This window comes from Arthrobacter sp. BC5, from assembly GCF_056680255.1.
On record NZ_CM155273.1, the window covers coordinates 842554 to 858851 of the forward strand.

Below are 16298 nucleotides of genomic sequence, written 5' to 3' on the forward strand. Positions count from 1 at the left end.
ACGGAGAAGGAAGCGGCAGGTGCCCCGTCCAAGCACCTGCCGCTTCCCGTGTGTGGTCCGTTCCGGTGCTAGCCCGCCACCCGAACGAAGGATGCTCCCGCGAGGTCCGAGAGAGGGTGCTGCATGGTGAGGTTCGACCCGTTCATGCCGCTGCTGATGACCTGGCCGCCGCCGACATAGATGGCCACGTGGCCACCGGTGATGACGAGGTCGCCCGGTGCAGGGGTTGCCACCGTGGCGCCGAACTGGAAGAACTGTGCCGGACCGAGGTCACCCACGGAGATGCCGGCAGCGCGCAGCGCCTTCTCGACCAGCACGGTGCAGTCCTGGATCGATCCGGCTGCCAGCTGGGCCTGTGCGGACGCGACGAGGGTACCGGCCACTCCGCTGGAGGAGGCCACCGGGGTGATGGCCGCCGAGGCGAGGTAGACGCCCGACTCGGGAGCCGCGGACACAGCCGGTGCCGGGGCGACGGCCGCTGCCTGCTGGACCGGCGCGGCCGGTGTGACAGCCACGGGAACCGATACCGATGCCGCCTGCACGGCAGCCGCACCGCCGGTGGGGATGGTGATGCTGTCGCCCGGGAAGATGATCGAGGCGAGGGAGAGCCCGTTCGCCGCGAGGACGGCGGTCAGGTCCACCCCGTGGCGAGCGGAGATACCACCGAGGGTGTCACCCGCGACGACGGTGTGGGTTGCACCAGCCGCGACTGCGGGAGCGGCTGCGGGAGCTGCGGGAGCGGCTGCGGGAGCTGCGGGAGCGGCAGGAGCTGCGACGGGGGCGGGTGCCGCCGTCGTGCCCTGCTCGGTGTACGAGCCGGCGTGCGCGGTGCCGACGGCGCTGAGCGCGAGGCCCGACGTGACGGCGACGATGGCAAGGGGGCGGCCCACGGTGGTGGCGTGGGTCTTCGCGGCGCGGGACAGTCCCTGCAGCGCGAGGTTGCCGTCGGTGACGGCGCGGTGGCGCGCCGGAGAAATCTTTCGTGACATGGTTCTATACCTCTCCCATGCCTGCGGGGTGAGCTGTCGGGTTCGGATGGGAGTCACCCGGCCGCGAGCATCAGCGGGTAGGCGATGCGGTGCGACTTAACCCCAAGGACGATGGCAGGTGATCCTGCACGTCCACTGGAACTGTGGTTCCCCCGTCCCTGCCTTCGTGTTTGCGAACGTGTCCCGATCGGCGGCAGGGCTCGGCAATCCGTCCGGGAGCGCCCCACATGGACGGAGGCACTCGAAGACGATAACCAGCGCTCCGCCGGTTTGTCACATTCGCATAACGGCGCGTACCCTACCCGCGCACGCGGAACGACCGCCAGCGGCGGAAGGCGACGGCGGTCCCACCCGCGCCGAGGACGAGCAGCACGGACTGCTGGACGTAGAACCAGGCGCGGACGGCAGGGGATCCGCTTTCGGCGGCCACGACGATGCTCGCTGCCAGGGTGACGGTCAGGACGACGCCGACGCAGAAGAGCGTATGCCAGAGCCTTCGCTCCTGCACGCGCTGCGCCGACTTCCAGGTTTCCATGCCACCACCCTAGGTGCAGACGGGTGTGCACGGCCCGATGGGACCGCGCACACCCAGCCCTGCTATGGCCGGACGGGCGTGCTGGCGTTCCTGATCAGGTCGATGGCCTGCTCCGGGAACCACGCTCCGGCAGCCGGATCCACCCGGCCCCACTCGGGATCGACTCCACCGTTGTCCGTCAGGCCGCGGCTGCATTCGCCGTCGGACTCACCGGGCACCTTGATCCACAGGAAAGCGTCGGCCAGCGGGTTGCCTGTATCGGACGTGGGCAGGTAACCCAGTCCGCGGCTCGGCGGGTTGCACCAGACCTGGGGGTCCGGGTAGGCGGCCGTGGGGACCCAGGGGCCCTTGCCGTTGCGGCTCGTATCGATGACGAAGTGCGCAAGCTCGTCGTTCGACGGCGCGTTCGCCGCGCCCGCCACGTTCTGCGCGTACCAGGCGTCCGTCAGTCCCCAGGTGGAGAAGTCGGTGGGCGACGCCGGATAGTACTGGCTGCCACAGGACCCGTAGGCCCCCGGGTCGATCTCGGTGGCGTAGTAGATGCACTGCGACACCCAGCTACCGAACTTCAACTGGCGTTCGGTGAGTTCGTAGTTGGAGACGTTCAGGAAGAAGCCGTCGGCCTTCTGCACGCCGGCCTTCACGAGCCTGCTCGAGATCTCACCGGTGCCCAGCCAGGCGCTGTGCGTCCCGTCGAGGTACACCCTGGTGTTGGGAAGCGCCTTCAGCTGGTCCACCGCGTAGTTGAGCATTTCGAAACGCTCTGCCGCCGCGGTCCCGGCGTTCGCCTCTGCCGGCTGGCACCACTCGAGGTTGCCGTCGAGCCCGCGGTTCCAGGGGATGATGCCGAGCCCGTCCGGCTCGAGCACCACCAGGGCCGCCCTGTCCTCGATGCCCGCGGCGAGCGCGTCCACCCAGGCCTTGTAGCCGGCGACATCGGTCGCACCACCGGCCGAGTACTGCGAACAGTCGCGGAAGGGCAGGTTGTATGCGGCGAGCACGGGCACCTGACCCTTGCCTGCCGCGCGATGCGTGGTGGTCCGCACTTCCTGCGTGACGGTGGCGGGATCGCTGCCCGTGACCCAGACCGCCTGGGGGGCCGAGACCATGGCACTGAGGCTGTCGGCGGTCGCGCGGTCACCGGAAGACCTCAACTCTGCGATCTGGCGCTGGGCCTGGTGGTAGTGGTTCTTCATCGGGACATAGAACTCGGTGGCGGACGAAGCCGCTCCCTGTTCCGGACCGTCCTTGGACCCCTGGGCAGAGGCCGGCAGGGCGGAGAATGCGGTGGAGACCAGAACCCCTGCTACTGCAAGGGTCACTGCACACGTCCTGGAAATGCTGAGCATCATTGCTCCTCATGTGGTGGTGGTTGGCGTGATCGCCCGGTAGCGGAGCGCTGGTCCATCCCCGTGGAAGCGCTCCCACGGTCAGTCTTTGGTGTGCTCCCGGCTTTGTCAAGGTCCTCAGTGCACTGACTGCTTCGAGACAGGACCTCATACGGAGACACATTGTTTTGGTTCTGCAGCACCTCGGTGGCACACTCGACCTGACCATCCGGAGCGGCTGAGAGATCTGGCTCATTGACGCCGCAGCAACCCTGGCCTCCGTGTTCCACGGCGACAGAAGGGTGCTACTGCCAGACCGATGGAGGAAACCATGAGTGTCGCCGACCTTTCCACTCCCCTCAAGTTCGCCTACTGGGTTCCCAACGTCAGCGGCGGCCTGGTGGTCTCGACCATCGAACAGCGCACCAGCTGGGACTTCGACTACAACAGGGAACTCGCGCGCATCGCCGAGGACGCCGGTTTCGAGTACGCGCTCTCCCAGACCCGCTACGCCGCGTCCTACGGCGCCGACAAGCAGCACGAGGCGACGAGTTTCTCCCTCGCCCTCCTGGCCGCGACCGAGAAGCTGAAGGTGATCGCCGCAGTCCACCCGGGCATGTGGCACCCGGGCGTGCTGGCGAAATACATCATCACCGCGGACCACATCTCCAACGGCCGCGCCGCGGTCAACATCGTCTCCGGGTGGCTCAAGGACGAGTTCGTCAACTTCGGCCTCGAGTGGCTCGAGCACGATGAACGCTACGTCCGCACCGAGGAGTTCATCCGGGTGCTGCGCGGCCTGTGGACCGAAGAGGGCTACAGCCAGTCGGGGAAGTACTACGACATCAACAACTTCACCCTGAGCCCGGCCCCCGTGGACGTCCCAGGACGCCCGCACCCCGAGATCTTCTTCGGGGGGAACTCGACAGCGGCCCAGGCGACCGCGGGCCGCGTGGCCGACTGGTACTTCTCCAACGGCAAGGACCTCGAGGGCTTCAAGGACAACATCGCCGGTGTCCAGGCCTCCGCCGAACAGGCCGGCCGCCGTCCCCGTTTCGGCCTGAACGGATTTGTGATCGCCCGCGATTCCGAGAAGGAGGCCCGCGACACCCTGCGCGAGATCGTCGCGAAGGCCCACCGCCCCGCCGTCGAGGGATTCCGCGACGCCGTCCAGGAAGCCGGACCGTCCACGAAGGACGGGAAGGGCATGTGGGCCGATTCGACGTTCGAGGACCTCGTCCAGTACAACGACGGCTTCAAGACGCAGCTCATCGGCACGCCCGAGCAGATCGCCGAGCGCATCGTGGAGTACAAGAAGATCGGCGTGAACCTCCTCCTCACCTGCTACCTCCATTTCCAGGAGGAGGTAGCGGCGTTCGGCACGGACATCCTCCCGATCGTGCGCGAGCTCGAGGCCGATGCCGCCCGCAAGGCCGGCGTCGACTTCGATCCCGAATCCACCCTCGCAGTATCCCGATCCAGCAAGGCAGGTGTCTGATGGCAGAACGTTCCTTCGGTTTCCGCACGCGCGCGCTCCACGCCGGCGGGACCCCCGACGCCACGCACGGTGCCCGGGCAGTGCCGATCTACCAGACGACGTCGTTCGTGTTCAAGGACACCAACGACGCCGCAAACCTCTTCGCGCTCCAGAAGTACGGCAACATCTACTCGCGTATCGGCAACCCGACGGTCGCCGCGTTCGAGGAGCGCATCGCGTCGCTCGAGGGCGGCATCGGGGCGGTCGCGACGGCGTCGGGCATGAGCGCGGAGTTCATCACCTTCGCTGCCCTGTGCCAGGCCGGCGACCACATCGTGGCTGCCTCCCAGCTGTACGGCGGGACGGTGACCCAGCTGGACGTCACGCTGCGCCGGTTCGGCATCGAGACCACCTTCGTGCCAGGAACGGACCCGGCCGACTACGCGGCCGCGATCCGCGACAACACCAAGGCCGTCTACGCCGAGGTGATCGCGAACCCCTCGGGTGAGATCGCGGACCTCGCCGGGCTGGCGAAGGTCGCGCACGACGCCGGAATCCCGTTCATCGTCGACTCGACGCTGAGCACGCCCTACCTCGTGCGGCCGATCGAGCACGGCGCGGACATCGTGATCCACTCCGCCACCAAGTTCATCGGCGGGCACGGAACCACCCTCGGCGGCGTGATCGTGGAGAGCGGGCGCTTCGACTGGGGCAACGGCAAGTTCCCCATGATGACCGAGCCGGTGCCCTCCTACGGCAACATCCAGTGGTGGGCGAACTTCGGCGAGTACGGCTTCCTCACCAAGCTCCGCACCGAGCAGCTGCGCGACATCGGGCCCTCGCTCTCGCCGTCGTCGGCCTTCCAGCTCCTGCAGGGCGTCGAGACACTCGCGCAGCGCCTCGACGAGCACCTCGAGAACGCATCGGCCGTGGCGCGATGGCTGCAGGCCGATCCCCGCGTGGAGTACGTCAACTATGCGGGTCTGCCCACCCACGCTCACCACGAGCGCGCGAAGACCTACCTGCCGCAGGGACCCGGGTCGGTCTTCAGCTTCGGCATCAAGGGCGGTCGCAAAGCGGGCCAGAAGTTCATCGAGTCGCTGCAGCTGGCCTCGCACCTCGCGAACGTCGGCGATTCCCGCACCCTCGTGATCCATCCCGGCTCGACGACGCACCAGCAGCTCTCCGCCGAGCAGCTCGTGGCGGCGGGGGTGCCCGAGGACCTCGTCCGCATCTCGGTGGGACTGGAGGACCTCGACGACATCCTGTGGGACCTCGACCAGGCACTCGAAGCTGCTGTGGAGTCCCCGGACGCAGCCTTCGACGGACTCCCGCAGGAGTCCGCGGGAGAGAACGACGACGACCCGTCGGCAACACGGGCAGTAGGAGTGGGAGCATGAGCAGCACCGCACCGGAACGGACCTGGGAGGGGCCTTCGGCCCCCGAACGGCTGAACCTGCTGAGGAACGCGAGGTCCGTGGCGATCGTCGGGGCATCGGACAAGCCCTCCCGGGCCTCCTACTTCGTCGCGACCTACCTGCAGTCCTCCTCACCGTACCGCCTGTACTTCGTGAACCCGGTGGCCAAGGAGATCCTGGGGCAGCCGGCCTACGCGTCGCTCAGGGACCTGCCGGAGGTTCCCGACGTCGTGGACGTGTTCCGCAAGCACGACGACCTGCCCTCGGTGCTGCAGGAGACGCTGGACGTCGGCGCGAAGACCCTGTGGCTGCAGCTGGGTTCGTGGCACGAGGACGTGGCCCGCGATGCCGAGAAGGCCGGCCTGAACGTCGTGATGGACCGCTGCATCAAGATCGAGCACGCACGGTTCCACGGAGGCCTCAACCTCGCCGGCTTCAACACCGGCGTCATCTCGTCCAAGCGGCAGATCACCTCGTAACCGGCGCCATCCCGTCCGGGCGGCAGATCACCTCGTAACCGGCGCCATCCCGTCCGGGCGGCAGATCACCTCGTAACCGGCGTCATCCGTCCTCGGGCGCCGGCGACTCGACGGCCGACGGTTCCACGGCGGGCGGTTCCGGAACGGGGACGGGATCGGCCGGGGCGGCATCACCGGAGGGGTCGCCCGCCGGCTCGACGGCGGGTTCGATGACCGGCTCGACGTCGGCATCGGCCAGGAACAGCGACATCCCTGCGTCCTCGTCGGAGAACGGAGCAGCCAGGACCATCGGCTCGTCGGCCTGCTCGACGGGCGTGAGGCTCCAGGAGGGATCCGGGCCGGCGAAGGACCTGCGGACCTCGCGATGCCCCCGCTCCGGACCGGTGCTGGTGACTACTCTCTCGGCCTGCGTGTCCTGGCCTCTGCCGTCGTCCTGGACCGTGTTCTTGTCCTGGACCGTGTTCTTGTCCTGGACCGTGTTCTTGTCCTGGACCCCGTTCCGGTCCTGCAGCTTTCCCTGATCGGCCCGGCGCTCGCCCTGGTCTCCCGGCGGCGTCTCCCCCGTCGGACGGCCCGGGACGCGGCCGTCCGGGACGGTGGCGGGTCGCAGGTCCTGCACCGGCGGGACAGGCGGTACCTGGCCGACGACCTGCCTCTCCGTGGCGACCGGAGGTACCGCGGGCACAGTCGGCGGCGCGCCCGGTGCGATGCTTCCCCCGGTGGAAGGTACCTCGGGTGTCACCGTCCTGGATCCGGCACCGGAAGAGTCACCGGGGCCGGTCGGGTCCCCAGCAACGGGAACAGCCGGTACCCCCGCGATGGCGGACGGCGCCGGGAGCGGCACCGCGAGGGCCCCGGCAGGGCTCTCGATGGAGGGCGCGACCACGGCCGGAGCGGGCTCGTGACGGTCGGGATCATGATGGTCGGGATCGTGATGCACGCTGAAGCGGGCGATCGAATCGACGGCGTCGCCGAGGCCGTAGGGGAGATGGAGGGTTCCCGCCGCGACACCGGACATCCCGACACCCATCGACACGGCGAGCGCGCCTCCCAGGAAGGTGATCCGACGCTTGTTCCGGCGGCCCTGGGGCGCCTTCCCGCCGTCGGCCATCAACTGGGCGAGTTCCGCGGACGCTTCCGGTGCGGGCCCGTCACCCAGCGCCCGCAGGTCGCGTACGGCGTGCAGGAGTGCCGGGTCCTCGGGGAGGCCCGCTTCCTCGAGGATGCGCAGCTCCCGGTCCGAGGCCTCACGTCCAGTCATAGCGCTTCCGATTCATTGGGTCCGACCAGTTCCTTGAGCTTGAGCAGTCCTCGCCGCTGCAACTGCTTCACCGACCCCGCCGATCTGCCGAGGATCTCCGCGACCTCGTCGATCGGCAGTCCGGCCACGATCCGCAGCAGGAGGACATCGCGCTGCTCGGTGTTCAGCCGGGCCAGCAATCCATCTGCTCCCCCGGCGTCGAGATTGTCCAGGGCCACCCTCTCCGCGGAATCCGCGGCACGTGTATCGCCGTCGGCCTCGTAACCCACGAGGACCGGAGTCCTCGCCTTCTTGCGTACCTCGTCCACATACCGCGCGTGCGCCACCGAGAACGTGAAGGTGCGCAGACCCTGCAGCCCGCCCGAGACCGTCTCCAGCTTCGAGAAGACCGCAAGGAACACTTCCTGCGTCAGAGCCTCCGGGTCCTCCGACCCGCGGCCGGAGAAATAGCCGAGGACGGCCGGACTCAACGCCTCGTAGATGAGGGAGAACGCCGCAGAATCACCTGCTCGCGCGCGCGCCAGCACGTCATCAGGCAGGGGTGTGACCACGGTCTGTTCCTTGTTCGAGCTGGACGGCGATGTTCGAGCTGGACGGCGACACCATCGTAACCGCTGCCTCCCGCCCGCAGGCGTCGGCCCCACCGGGGTCACAGCAAAGAAAAGGCCGCACCGAGGCCCGTTGGGGGATAAGCCTCGGTGCGGCGCTTACAAACAGGTAATCGACGGCCGGTTCGGAAAAGTTACGCCCGGTCCGACTTTTTTCCCGGGTCTCGCGGAGACCCTACTTCAGGGCGTTCGAGGCGCGGCGCTTGTTGAAGACGTCGAAGCCGACGGCCAGCAGGAGCACCATGCCCTTGATGAACTGCTGGACGTCGATACCCACGCCCAGCAGGGACATGCCGTTGTTGAGCACGCCCATGATGAGGCCACCCGTGATGGCCCCGATCACGGTACCCACGCCTCCGGTCACGGCAGCGCCACCGATGAACGCAGCGGCGATGGCGTCGAGTTCGAACAGGTTGCCTGCGCCCGGCCCGGCCGAGTTCAGGCGGCCCGTGAAGATGAGGCCGGCGAGTGCGGCCAGCACACCCATGTTGACGAAGAGCATGAAGTCGATGCGCTTGGTGTTGATGCCGGACAGCTGCGCCGCCTGGAGGTTGCCTCCGACGGCGTAGATGTGGCGGCCGAAGACGCTGTTGCTCATGACCGCGCTGTAGCCCACGATCAGGATGCCGAGGACCACGAGCACGATCGGCGTACCGCTGCGCGAGCTCGCCAGAAGGTAGGTGAGGCCGAGGATGATCACGACGATGAAAGCGAGCTTGGTGAAGAACCAGGCCGCCGGCTCGTCCTCGAGCTTCAGGCGTGCACGGGTGGCGCGTCCCCGGAGCTGAGTGATGGTGAGGAGGCCCACGGCCACCAAGCCGAGGACCACCGTGGTCCAGTCCAGGAGGTTGGTCTCCGCCGGGAACAGCCCGGGGAAGAGGAAGCCGCCGCCGAGCTGGCGGTACTCCTCGGGGAACCCGGTGATGCGCTGGTTCTCGAGCACGATCTGGGTGAGTCCACGGAACACGAGCATGCCGGCGAGTGTGACGATGAACGCGGGGATGCCCACGTAGGCCACCCAGAAGCCCTGCCAGGCGCCGACGAGCCCGCCGATGATCAGTGAGGCGAGGAAGGCCACCCACCAGGTGAACCCCCAGTCCTGGATCATGATGCCGGACATGGCCCCCACGAAGGCTGCCACCGAGCCGACGGAGAGGTCGATGTGCCCGGCGACGATGATCATGACCATACCGATGGCCAAGAGCAGGATGTAGCTGTTCTGGACGATGATGTTGGAGACGTTGTCCGGCTGCAGCAGAGCGCCGCCGGTCAGCACCTGGAACAGGGCGACGATGACGATGAGCGCCACGAAGATACCGATCTGGCGCAGCCTGCTCGTGAGGAAGGCGAGCCCGTGCTTCACGGGAGGTGGCGGTGCGGTGACCGCGGGGTCTTTGACGGTGGTAGCCATGGAATCAGTCCTTTTCCTTGGTCATGTGCTGCATGAGGAGTTCGGGGGTCGCCTGGTCGATCGGCACTTCGGCGGTGATGCGGCCTTCGGCGAGCGTGTAGATGCGGTCACAGATGCCGAGCAGCTCGGGCAGTTCGGAGGAGATGACGATGACGGCCTTCCCCTCGGCCGCGAGGCGGTTGATGATCGTGTAGATCTCGTACTTGGCGCCGACGTCGATCCCGCGGGTGGGTTCGTCGAGGATCAGGACATCGGGGTCCGAGAACATCCATTTGGAGAGCACCACCTTCTGCTGGTTGCCGCCGGAGAGCTTGCCGGTGATGGCCGTGACGGTCGGGGCCTTGATGTTCATGGACTTCCGGTAGTCGCCCGCGACGACGGCCTCACGGCCGCTGTCGACCCAGCCGCGCTTCGCGAGCTTCCCGAGCGCGGCGCCGGAGATGTTCCGCTTGATGTCGTCGATCAGGTTCAGCCCGTATCGCTTGCGGTCCTCCGTGGCGTACGCGAGGCCGTGCCGGATCGCCTCGCCCACTGTGCGCGCCGTGATCGGGGCACCGTTCTTGTACAGGGTGCCGGTGATGTGCGAACCGTAGCTCCGCCCGAAGATGCTCATGGCGAGCTCCGTCCGCCCGGCGCCCATCAGGCCGGCGATACCGACCACCTCGCCGGCGCGCACCGAGAGGTTCGCGGCGTCGACGACCACACGGGAGGTCTCCTGCGGGTGGTGCACCGTCCAGTCCTCGACGCGGAGGACCTCCTCGCCGATGACCGGCGTGCGGTCCGGGTAGCGGCTCTCCATGTCACGGCCCACCATCCCCTTGATGATGCGCTCCTCGGTGACGGAGCCGTCGTGGAGGCTGAGCGTCTCGATGGTGCGCCCGTCCCGGAGGATCGTCACGGAGTCGGCGATCTCCCGGATCTCGTTGAGCTTGTGGCTGATGATGATGCTGGTGATGCCCTCGGCACGGAGGCCTTTCACGAGCCCGAGCAGGTGCGCCGAGTCCTCGTCGTTCAGCGCCGCAGTGGGCTCGTCGAGGATCAGCAGCTTCACGTTCTTGGAGAGCGCCTTGGCGATCTCGACGAGTTGCTGCTTGCCCACCCCGATGTCCCCGGCCCGCACCACCGGATTGAGGTCGAGGCCCACGCGCCGGAGGAGCCTGGCCGCCTCCACGTTGGTCTCGTTCCAGTTGATGAAGCCGCGCTTCTCGCGCTCGTTCCCGAGGAAGATGTTCTCGGCGACGGACAGGAAGGGGGAGAGGGCGAGCTCCTGGTGGATGATGACGATGCCGTCGCGCTCGCTGTCGCGGATGTCCTTGAACTCCGCGACGGAGCCCTCGAACTCGATGTCGCCGTCGTACGTCCCGTGAGGGTAGACGCCCGACAGCACTTTCATGAGGGTCGATTTCCCGGCCCCGTTCTCTCCGCAGATCGCGTGGACTTCTCCACGCGCGACGTCGAGGTTGACGTCCTGCAGTGCCTTCACGCCTGGGAAGGTCTTGGTGATGCGGCGCATCCGGAGGATGTTCTCCGCCATGGTCGAGCCTCGCTTACTTGAGTGGAAGTCCCGGCAGGGGCCGGGCGAGGTACAGCACCTGTGGCTCCGGACCGGTACGGTACGGAGCCACAGGCAAAAGGGGTGCTGCGGGGTGCTGCGGAACGGCTACTTGAGGTCGTCCTCGGAGTAGTACCCGGTCTCCACGAGCGCGGCCTCGTAGTTGTCGACGGTGACGATCTGTGACTCGAGCAGGTAGGACGGGACGATCTTCTCGCCGTTGTCGTACGTCTCGGTGTCGTTGACCTCGGGCTCCTCGCCCTTCATGAGCGCATCGACCATCGTGACGGCCTGCTTGCCGAGCTCGCGGACGTCCTTGAAGATCGTCGAGTACTGCTCGCCGGCGATGATGGACTTCACGGAGCCCACCTCGGCGTCCTGACCCGTGACCACGGGGAGCTCGTCCGCCGAGTAGCCGCCGGAGGTCAGAGCCGAGATGATGCCGATGGACAGGCCGTCGTACGGGGAGAGAACACCCTCGAGGCGCTCGCCGCCACCGACGGTGAGCAGGTCCTCCATGCGGTCCTGCGCCGTGTCGGGCAGCCAGCGGAGGATCGCCGCCTGCTCGAACTCGGTCTGGCCACTGGGTACGCGCAGGACGCCGCTGTCGAGGTACGGCTGGAGGGTCTCCATGGCGCCTTCCCAGAAGAACGTCGCGTTGTTGTCGTCGGGGCTTCCCGCGAAGAGCTCCACGTCGAAGGGACCCTTCTCGCCCGTCTCCTTGCCCTCGGCGTCGAGGACGCCGAGGCCGGTCAGCAGCGAGGTGGCCTGCTGGACGCCGACCTCCTGGTTGTCGAAGGTCGTGTAGTAGTCCACGGTGTCGGAACCGTTGATGAGGCGGTCGTACGCGATGACCGGGATGTCCTGCGACTCGGCCTGGTCGAGCACGCTCGTGAGGGTGGTGCCGTCGATCGAGGCGACCACGAGTGCCTTCACGCCACCGTTGATCATGTTCTCGATCTGGCTGATCTGCGTGGGGATGTCGTCGTTGGCGAACTGGAGGTCGACCTCGTAGCCGAGCTCCTCGAGCTGGCTCTTGACGTTCTCGCCGTCGGCGATCCAGCGCTCGGACTGCTGCGTGGGCATGGCCACGCCGATCTTCGCGCCTTCGTTAGATCCGCCCTCGGCAGCGGCATCGTCGCCGCCGCCACGGCTTCCACCGCAAGCGGTGAGGCTGAGGGTCAGGATGCTGGCGGCCGCGATGCCGGCCAGGTATTTCCGATTCATGGTGGGTCTTTCTTGTGAGTGGTTTCCGGCAGCGTTGCCGGCTGTGGGTGGAGCGGTCCTACAGTTTCTGGGCCAGCCGGTAGTAGGCCGCGTTCCATCGTAGTTCGCGCTGGAACTCACGCAGCTTCGTATCGGCGTCGATCCGCAGCAGTTCCACCTCGGCGATGTCCGCGAAGTCCTCGAAGACGTCGAGGCCCACGGCGGTGGTGAGGACGGTGTGGTGCGCGGCACCGGCGCTGAGCCATGCCGCTGCGGACGTCTCGAGGCTGGGCTCCGGCTTCCACACTGCGCGCGCGACCGGCAGGTTGGGGAGCGGGGCGTCGGGCGGCACGATCTCGACGGCGTTCGCCGTGAGGCGGAAGCGGTCCCGCATGTCCGACATCGCGACGACGACGCCTGCGCCGGCGTCCGTGTCGAAGACGAGGCGCACGGGGTCCTCCTTGCCGCCGATTCCGAGCGGGTGCACCTCCAGGGAGGGCTTCGACGTGGTCAGGGTGGGGCAAATCTCGAGCATGTGAGCCCCGAGGATCTTCTCCTCCCCCGGCACGAGGTGGTACGTGTAGTCCTCCATGAGGGAGGCGCCGCCGGGCAGTCCGGCACCCATCACCTTGGCGGCCCTGACCAGGACGGCAGTCTTCCAGTCGCCCTCGGCGCCGAAGCCGTAGCCACGGGCCATGAGCCGCTGGACGGCGAGGCCGGGCAGCTGCCGCAGCGCGCCGAGGTCCTCGAAGTTGGTGGTGAAGGCGCCGAAGCCGCCCTCCTCGAGGAAGGACAGCAGCCCCAGTTCCTGGCGGGCGCCGTAGCGCAGCGATTCGTGCCGTTCGCCGCCGCGGCGGAGTTCCGGCACGACGTCGTAGGTCTCCTCGTACTCGGCCACGAGCGCGTCGACGTCGCTCTCGGTCTGTGCCTCGACGGCGGCCACGAGGTCGTTGACGCCCCAGGTGTTGATCGAGACGCCGAAGCGCAGCTCGGCCTCCGTCTTGTCGCCCTCGGTGACGGCGACGTTCCGCATGTTGTCGCCGAACCGTGCGACCTTGAGTTCGTGCACGGCGGCCCAACCCGCGGCGGCCCGCTGCCAGGAGGCGACCTTGGCGCATACCTCGGGGCTCGAGACGTGCCCCACCACGGTCTTGCGCGGCACCCCGAGGCGTGACTGGATGTAGCCGAACTCGCGGTCGCCGTGGGCGGCCTGGTTGAGGTTCATGAAGTCGAAGTCGATCTCGCCCCACGGCAGCGCCACGTTGATCTGCGTGTGCAGGTGCAGGAGGGGCTTGCGGAGCGCGTCGAGGCCGGCGATCCACATCTTCGCGGGGCTGAAGGTGTGCATCCAGGCGATCACGCCGATCGCGTTGTCCGCGGCGTTGGCCTCGAGGGCCATGCGCCGGATCGAGGTGGAATCCTTGAGCGTGGGCTTCCAGACCACCTTCACGGGCAGGCCGGCGTCGCCGAGGATCCGGACGATCTCCTGGGACTGCTCGGCGACCTGCTGGAGCGTCTCCTCGCCGTAGAGGTCCTGGCTGCCGGTGAGGAACCAGACTTCGTAGGTGTCGAGGGTCGTGCTGAGGGGGCTCATGCGTGGGCTCCTGGGGTCGAGGGCTGGCCGTACACGTTCTGGTAGCGGTCGAAGAGTGAGTCAATGTGCTCGGGCTGGATGCCTGCGGGCGCACCGAGCTGTCGGGAGATGTGGACGGTGCGGGCGACGTCCTCGAGCATGACGGCGGCCTTGACGGCGTCCTTCGCGTCCTTGCCGATCGTGAAGGGGCCGTGGCTCTTCATCAGCACGCCGCGGGAGCGGTGGCCGGTCAGCGTCTCGACGATGCCGCGGCCGATCGAGTCGTCGCCGATGATCGCGAACGGACCCACCGGGATCTCACCGCCGAACTCGTCGGCCATGGCCGTGATGACGCACGGGATCGGCTCCCCGCGCGCAGCCCAGGCGACGGCGTAGGTGGAGTGCGTGTGCACCACGCCGCCGACGTCGGGCATGTTGCGGTACACATAGGCGTGCGCCGCGGTGTCGCTGGACGGGGACCGCTCCGATCCAGGCGTGCCCTCGATGACGTTGCCGTCGAGGTCGCACAGGATCTGGTTCTCCGGCGTCAGCTCGTCGTAACTGACGCCGGAGGGCTTGATGACGAAGAGGTCCGCTCCGGGCACGCGTCCGGAGACGTTGCCTCCAGTCCAGATGACGAGCCCGTACCGCACGAGTTCGGCGTGCAGGGCGGCGACGTCCTTCCGGACGTCGATGATGGCGGCCTCGATCTCGGGGCTGAAGGAGCGTGGCGCTGCAGCACTCATGCCGACACCGCCTGCGGGGTGCGGGCCGCGCGGCGCAGGGCCTTGAGCCGGTGCATGACGTCGTTGGTGCCGCGCCCGAAGTAGTCGTGCAGTTCGGTGTACTCGCGGTACAGGGCGTCGTAGGCGGCGGCGCGCTCCGGGTCCGGCGTGTAGGCGGCCCGGTTCAGGTGGCCCATGGCAGCGGCCGCTGCGTGGATGTCCTCGTAGGCGCCGGCCGCGACGGCGGCGTGGATCGCCGAGCCGAGGGCGGGCCCCTGGGAACTCCCGATGACCGAGAGGGGCATGTTCAGCACGTCGGCGTAGACCTGCATGAGGAACGGGTTGCGGATCAGTCCGCCGGCGGCCACGAACTCCGTGACCGGCACGCCGGAGGCGTTGAAGGTCTCGACGATCTTCCGGGTGCCGAACGCCGTCGATTCCAGCAGCGCGCGGTAGACCTCGTGGGGCTTCGTGGCGAGGGTCAGGCCCACGATGGTGCCGGAGAGCTCGTGGTCCACGAGGACCGAGCGGTTGCCGGAGTGCCAGTCGAGGGCCACCAGGCCGTGCGCGCCGACGGGCTCGGACTGCGCCTGTTCCGTCAGGTACTCGTGCACGCTCAGGCCCTGCGCGGTGGCGGCGTCCTTGATCTCGCCGGGCACCTGGTTGGCGACGAACCACGCGAAGATGTCGCCGACGCCGGACTGGCCGGCCTCGTAGCCGTAGAAGCCCTCGACGATGCCGCCGTCCACGACGCCGCACATGCCGGGCACCTCGCTCAGCCGGTCCGAGTTCATGACGTGGCAGGTCGAGGTTCCCATGATGGCCACCATCTGGCCCGGGTCGGTGGCCTGGGCTGCGGGGGCTGTGACATGCGCGTCCACGTTCCCGACGGCGACGGCGATGCCCGCCGGCAACCCGGTCCAGGCGGCTGCCTCCTCGGAGAGCGAGCCCGCCTTCGAAGCGAGGGCACCGATGGTGTGCTCCACCTTCTCGCGGGCGAACCCGGCGAAGTCCGGGTTGAGGGCCCCGAGGAAGTCGTCGGACGGGTAGGCGCCGTCCTGGTAGATGCCCTTGTATCCGGCGGTGCAGGCGTTGCGCACGTACTGCCCGGTGAGCTGCCAGACGATCCAGTCGGCGGCCTCCACCCAGTGGTCCATGAGGTCGTAGAGCTCGCGGTCCTCCTCGAGCAGCTGCAGGCCCTTGGCGAACTCCCACTCGCTCGAGATGAGGCCGCCATACCGGGGCAGCCAGGCCTCGCCGCGTTCGGCCGCGAGGTCGTTGATGCGGTTGGCCTGGCCCTGGGCGGCGTGGTGCTTCCACAGCTTCACGTAGGCGTGCGGGCGGCCTTCGTAGCCGGGCACCTCGTTCAGCGGCGTGCCGTCGGCGAGGGTGGGCACCATGGTGCAGGCGGTGAAGTCGGTGGCGATGCCGATGACGTCCTGCGGGTCGATCCCCGCCTCCTTCACGGCCGCCGGTACTGCGGTGCGGAGGACGTCGACGTAGTCGGACGGCACCTGCAGGGCCCACTCCGGCGGGAGCTGCTCCCCGGTGGCCGCGAGCGTCGAATCCATGACGGCGTGCGGGTACTCGAGGGTCGAGGCGCCGAGTTCGGCACCGTCGGAGACACGGACGACGACGGCGCGGCCCGACAGGGTGCCGTAGTCGATGCCGATGACATAGGCGGATGAGCCCGGGGTGGAGTCACTCAAGGGAAGGACCTCTTTGTTCTTCTCGAG

The 16298-nt window shown here is 68.0% G+C and carries 14 protein-coding genes and 2 riboswitches; of the genes, 3 read left to right on the plus strand and 11 right to left on the minus strand.

Annotated features, from left to right (window positions below; genetic code table 11):
- Nucleotides 1-68: 68 nt before the first annotated feature.
- The 3 genes from AC1MFI_RS03670 to AC1MFI_RS03680 all read right to left on the minus strand — a co-directional run bounded on the left by AC1MFI_RS03670 (nucleotide 69) and on the right by AC1MFI_RS03680 (nucleotide 2846).
- On the minus strand, nucleotides 69-989 hold the full coding sequence (locus AC1MFI_RS03670) for a LysM peptidoglycan-binding domain-containing protein (protein ID WP_479819758.1): 921 nt from the start codon (nucleotides 987-989) through the stop codon (nucleotides 69-71).
- A 3-nt stretch (nucleotides 990-992) separates the two neighbouring features.
- A riboswitch (cyclic di-AMP (ydaO/yuaA leader) is annotated at nucleotides 993-1174 on the minus strand.
- Between the two features lie 113 nt (nucleotides 1175-1287).
- A complete protein-coding gene (locus AC1MFI_RS03675) occupies nucleotides 1288-1524 on the minus strand; it encodes a hypothetical protein (RefSeq protein WP_479819760.1) in 237 nt (78 codons plus the stop codon).
- Nucleotides 1525-1586: 62 nt separating this feature from the next.
- Nucleotides 1587-2846: a glycoside hydrolase family 6 protein gene (locus tag AC1MFI_RS03680; RefSeq protein ID WP_479819762.1), complete on the minus strand. Its 1260-nt coding sequence runs from the start codon at nucleotides 2844-2846 to the stop codon at nucleotides 1587-1589.
- Nucleotides 2847-3074: 228 nt separating this feature from the next.
- Nucleotides 3075-3178: riboswitch (SAM riboswitch) on the plus strand.
- Here AC1MFI_RS03680 and sfnG point away from each other — a divergent pair.
- From sfnG to AC1MFI_RS03695, 3 genes are all read left to right on the plus strand, one after another.
- Entirely contained in the window at nucleotides 3172-4350 is a 1179-nt protein-coding gene (sfnG, locus tag AC1MFI_RS03685) for a dimethylsulfone monooxygenase SfnG (RefSeq protein ID WP_479819763.1), read from the plus strand. (Overlaps the previous riboswitch by 7 nt.)
- Nucleotides 4350-5729: an O-acetylhomoserine aminocarboxypropyltransferase/cysteine synthase family protein gene (locus tag AC1MFI_RS03690; RefSeq protein WP_479819765.1), complete on the plus strand. Its 1380-nt coding sequence runs from the start codon at nucleotides 4350-4352 to the stop codon at nucleotides 5727-5729. Before sfnG ends, AC1MFI_RS03690 begins: the two co-directional genes overlap by 1 nt.
- Nucleotides 5726-6226: a CoA-binding protein gene (locus tag AC1MFI_RS03695; RefSeq protein WP_479819767.1), complete on the plus strand. Its 501-nt coding sequence runs from the start codon at nucleotides 5726-5728 to the stop codon at nucleotides 6224-6226. Before AC1MFI_RS03690 ends, AC1MFI_RS03695 begins: the two co-directional genes overlap by 4 nt.
- Before the next feature lie 82 nt (nucleotides 6227-6308).
- On the opposite strand, the gene AC1MFI_RS03700 is transcribed toward AC1MFI_RS03695, so the two are convergent.
- From AC1MFI_RS03700 to araB, 8 genes are all read right to left on the minus strand, one after another.
- Entirely contained in the window at nucleotides 6309-7487 is a 1179-nt protein-coding gene (locus AC1MFI_RS03700; protein WP_479819769.1) for a hypothetical protein, read from the minus strand.
- On the minus strand, nucleotides 7484-8038 hold the full coding sequence (locus AC1MFI_RS03705; RefSeq protein WP_479819770.1) for an RNA polymerase sigma factor: 555 nt from the start codon (nucleotides 8036-8038) through the stop codon (nucleotides 7484-7486). The genes AC1MFI_RS03700 and AC1MFI_RS03705 overlap by 4 nt, the downstream gene beginning before the upstream one ends.
- A gap of 232 nt (nucleotides 8039-8270) precedes the next feature.
- Nucleotides 8271-9506, minus strand: coding sequence for a multiple monosaccharide ABC transporter permease (gene mmsB / locus AC1MFI_RS03710; protein ID WP_400484272.1), 1236 nt, complete (start codon nucleotides 9504-9506; stop codon nucleotides 8271-8273).
- A 4-nt stretch (nucleotides 9507-9510) separates the two neighbouring features.
- On the minus strand, nucleotides 9511-11040 hold the full coding sequence (gene mmsA / locus AC1MFI_RS03715) for a multiple monosaccharide ABC transporter ATP-binding protein (RefSeq protein WP_479819771.1): 1530 nt from the start codon (nucleotides 11038-11040) through the stop codon (nucleotides 9511-9513).
- Between the two features lie 126 nt (nucleotides 11041-11166).
- Nucleotides 11167-12285: a multiple monosaccharide ABC transporter substrate-binding protein gene (gene chvE / locus AC1MFI_RS03720; RefSeq protein ID WP_479819773.1), complete on the minus strand. Its 1119-nt coding sequence runs from the start codon at nucleotides 12283-12285 to the stop codon at nucleotides 11167-11169.
- 58 nt (nucleotides 12286-12343) lie between these two features.
- Complete coding sequence (araA, locus tag AC1MFI_RS03725; RefSeq protein ID WP_479819775.1) at nucleotides 12344-13858, minus strand: L-arabinose isomerase; 1515 nt, start codon at nucleotides 13856-13858, stop codon at nucleotides 12344-12346.
- Complete coding sequence (locus AC1MFI_RS03730; protein ID WP_479819777.1) at nucleotides 13855-14583, minus strand: L-ribulose-5-phosphate 4-epimerase; 729 nt, start codon at nucleotides 14581-14583, stop codon at nucleotides 13855-13857. Before AC1MFI_RS03730 ends, araA begins: the two co-directional genes overlap by 4 nt.
- Nucleotides 14580-16271 (minus strand): ribulokinase, encoded by a 1692-nt coding sequence (araB, locus tag AC1MFI_RS03735; protein ID WP_479819779.1) that lies wholly within the window; start codon nucleotides 16269-16271, stop codon nucleotides 14580-14582. The genes AC1MFI_RS03730 and araB overlap by 4 nt, the downstream gene beginning before the upstream one ends.
- Nucleotides 16272-16298 lie beyond the last annotated feature (27 nt).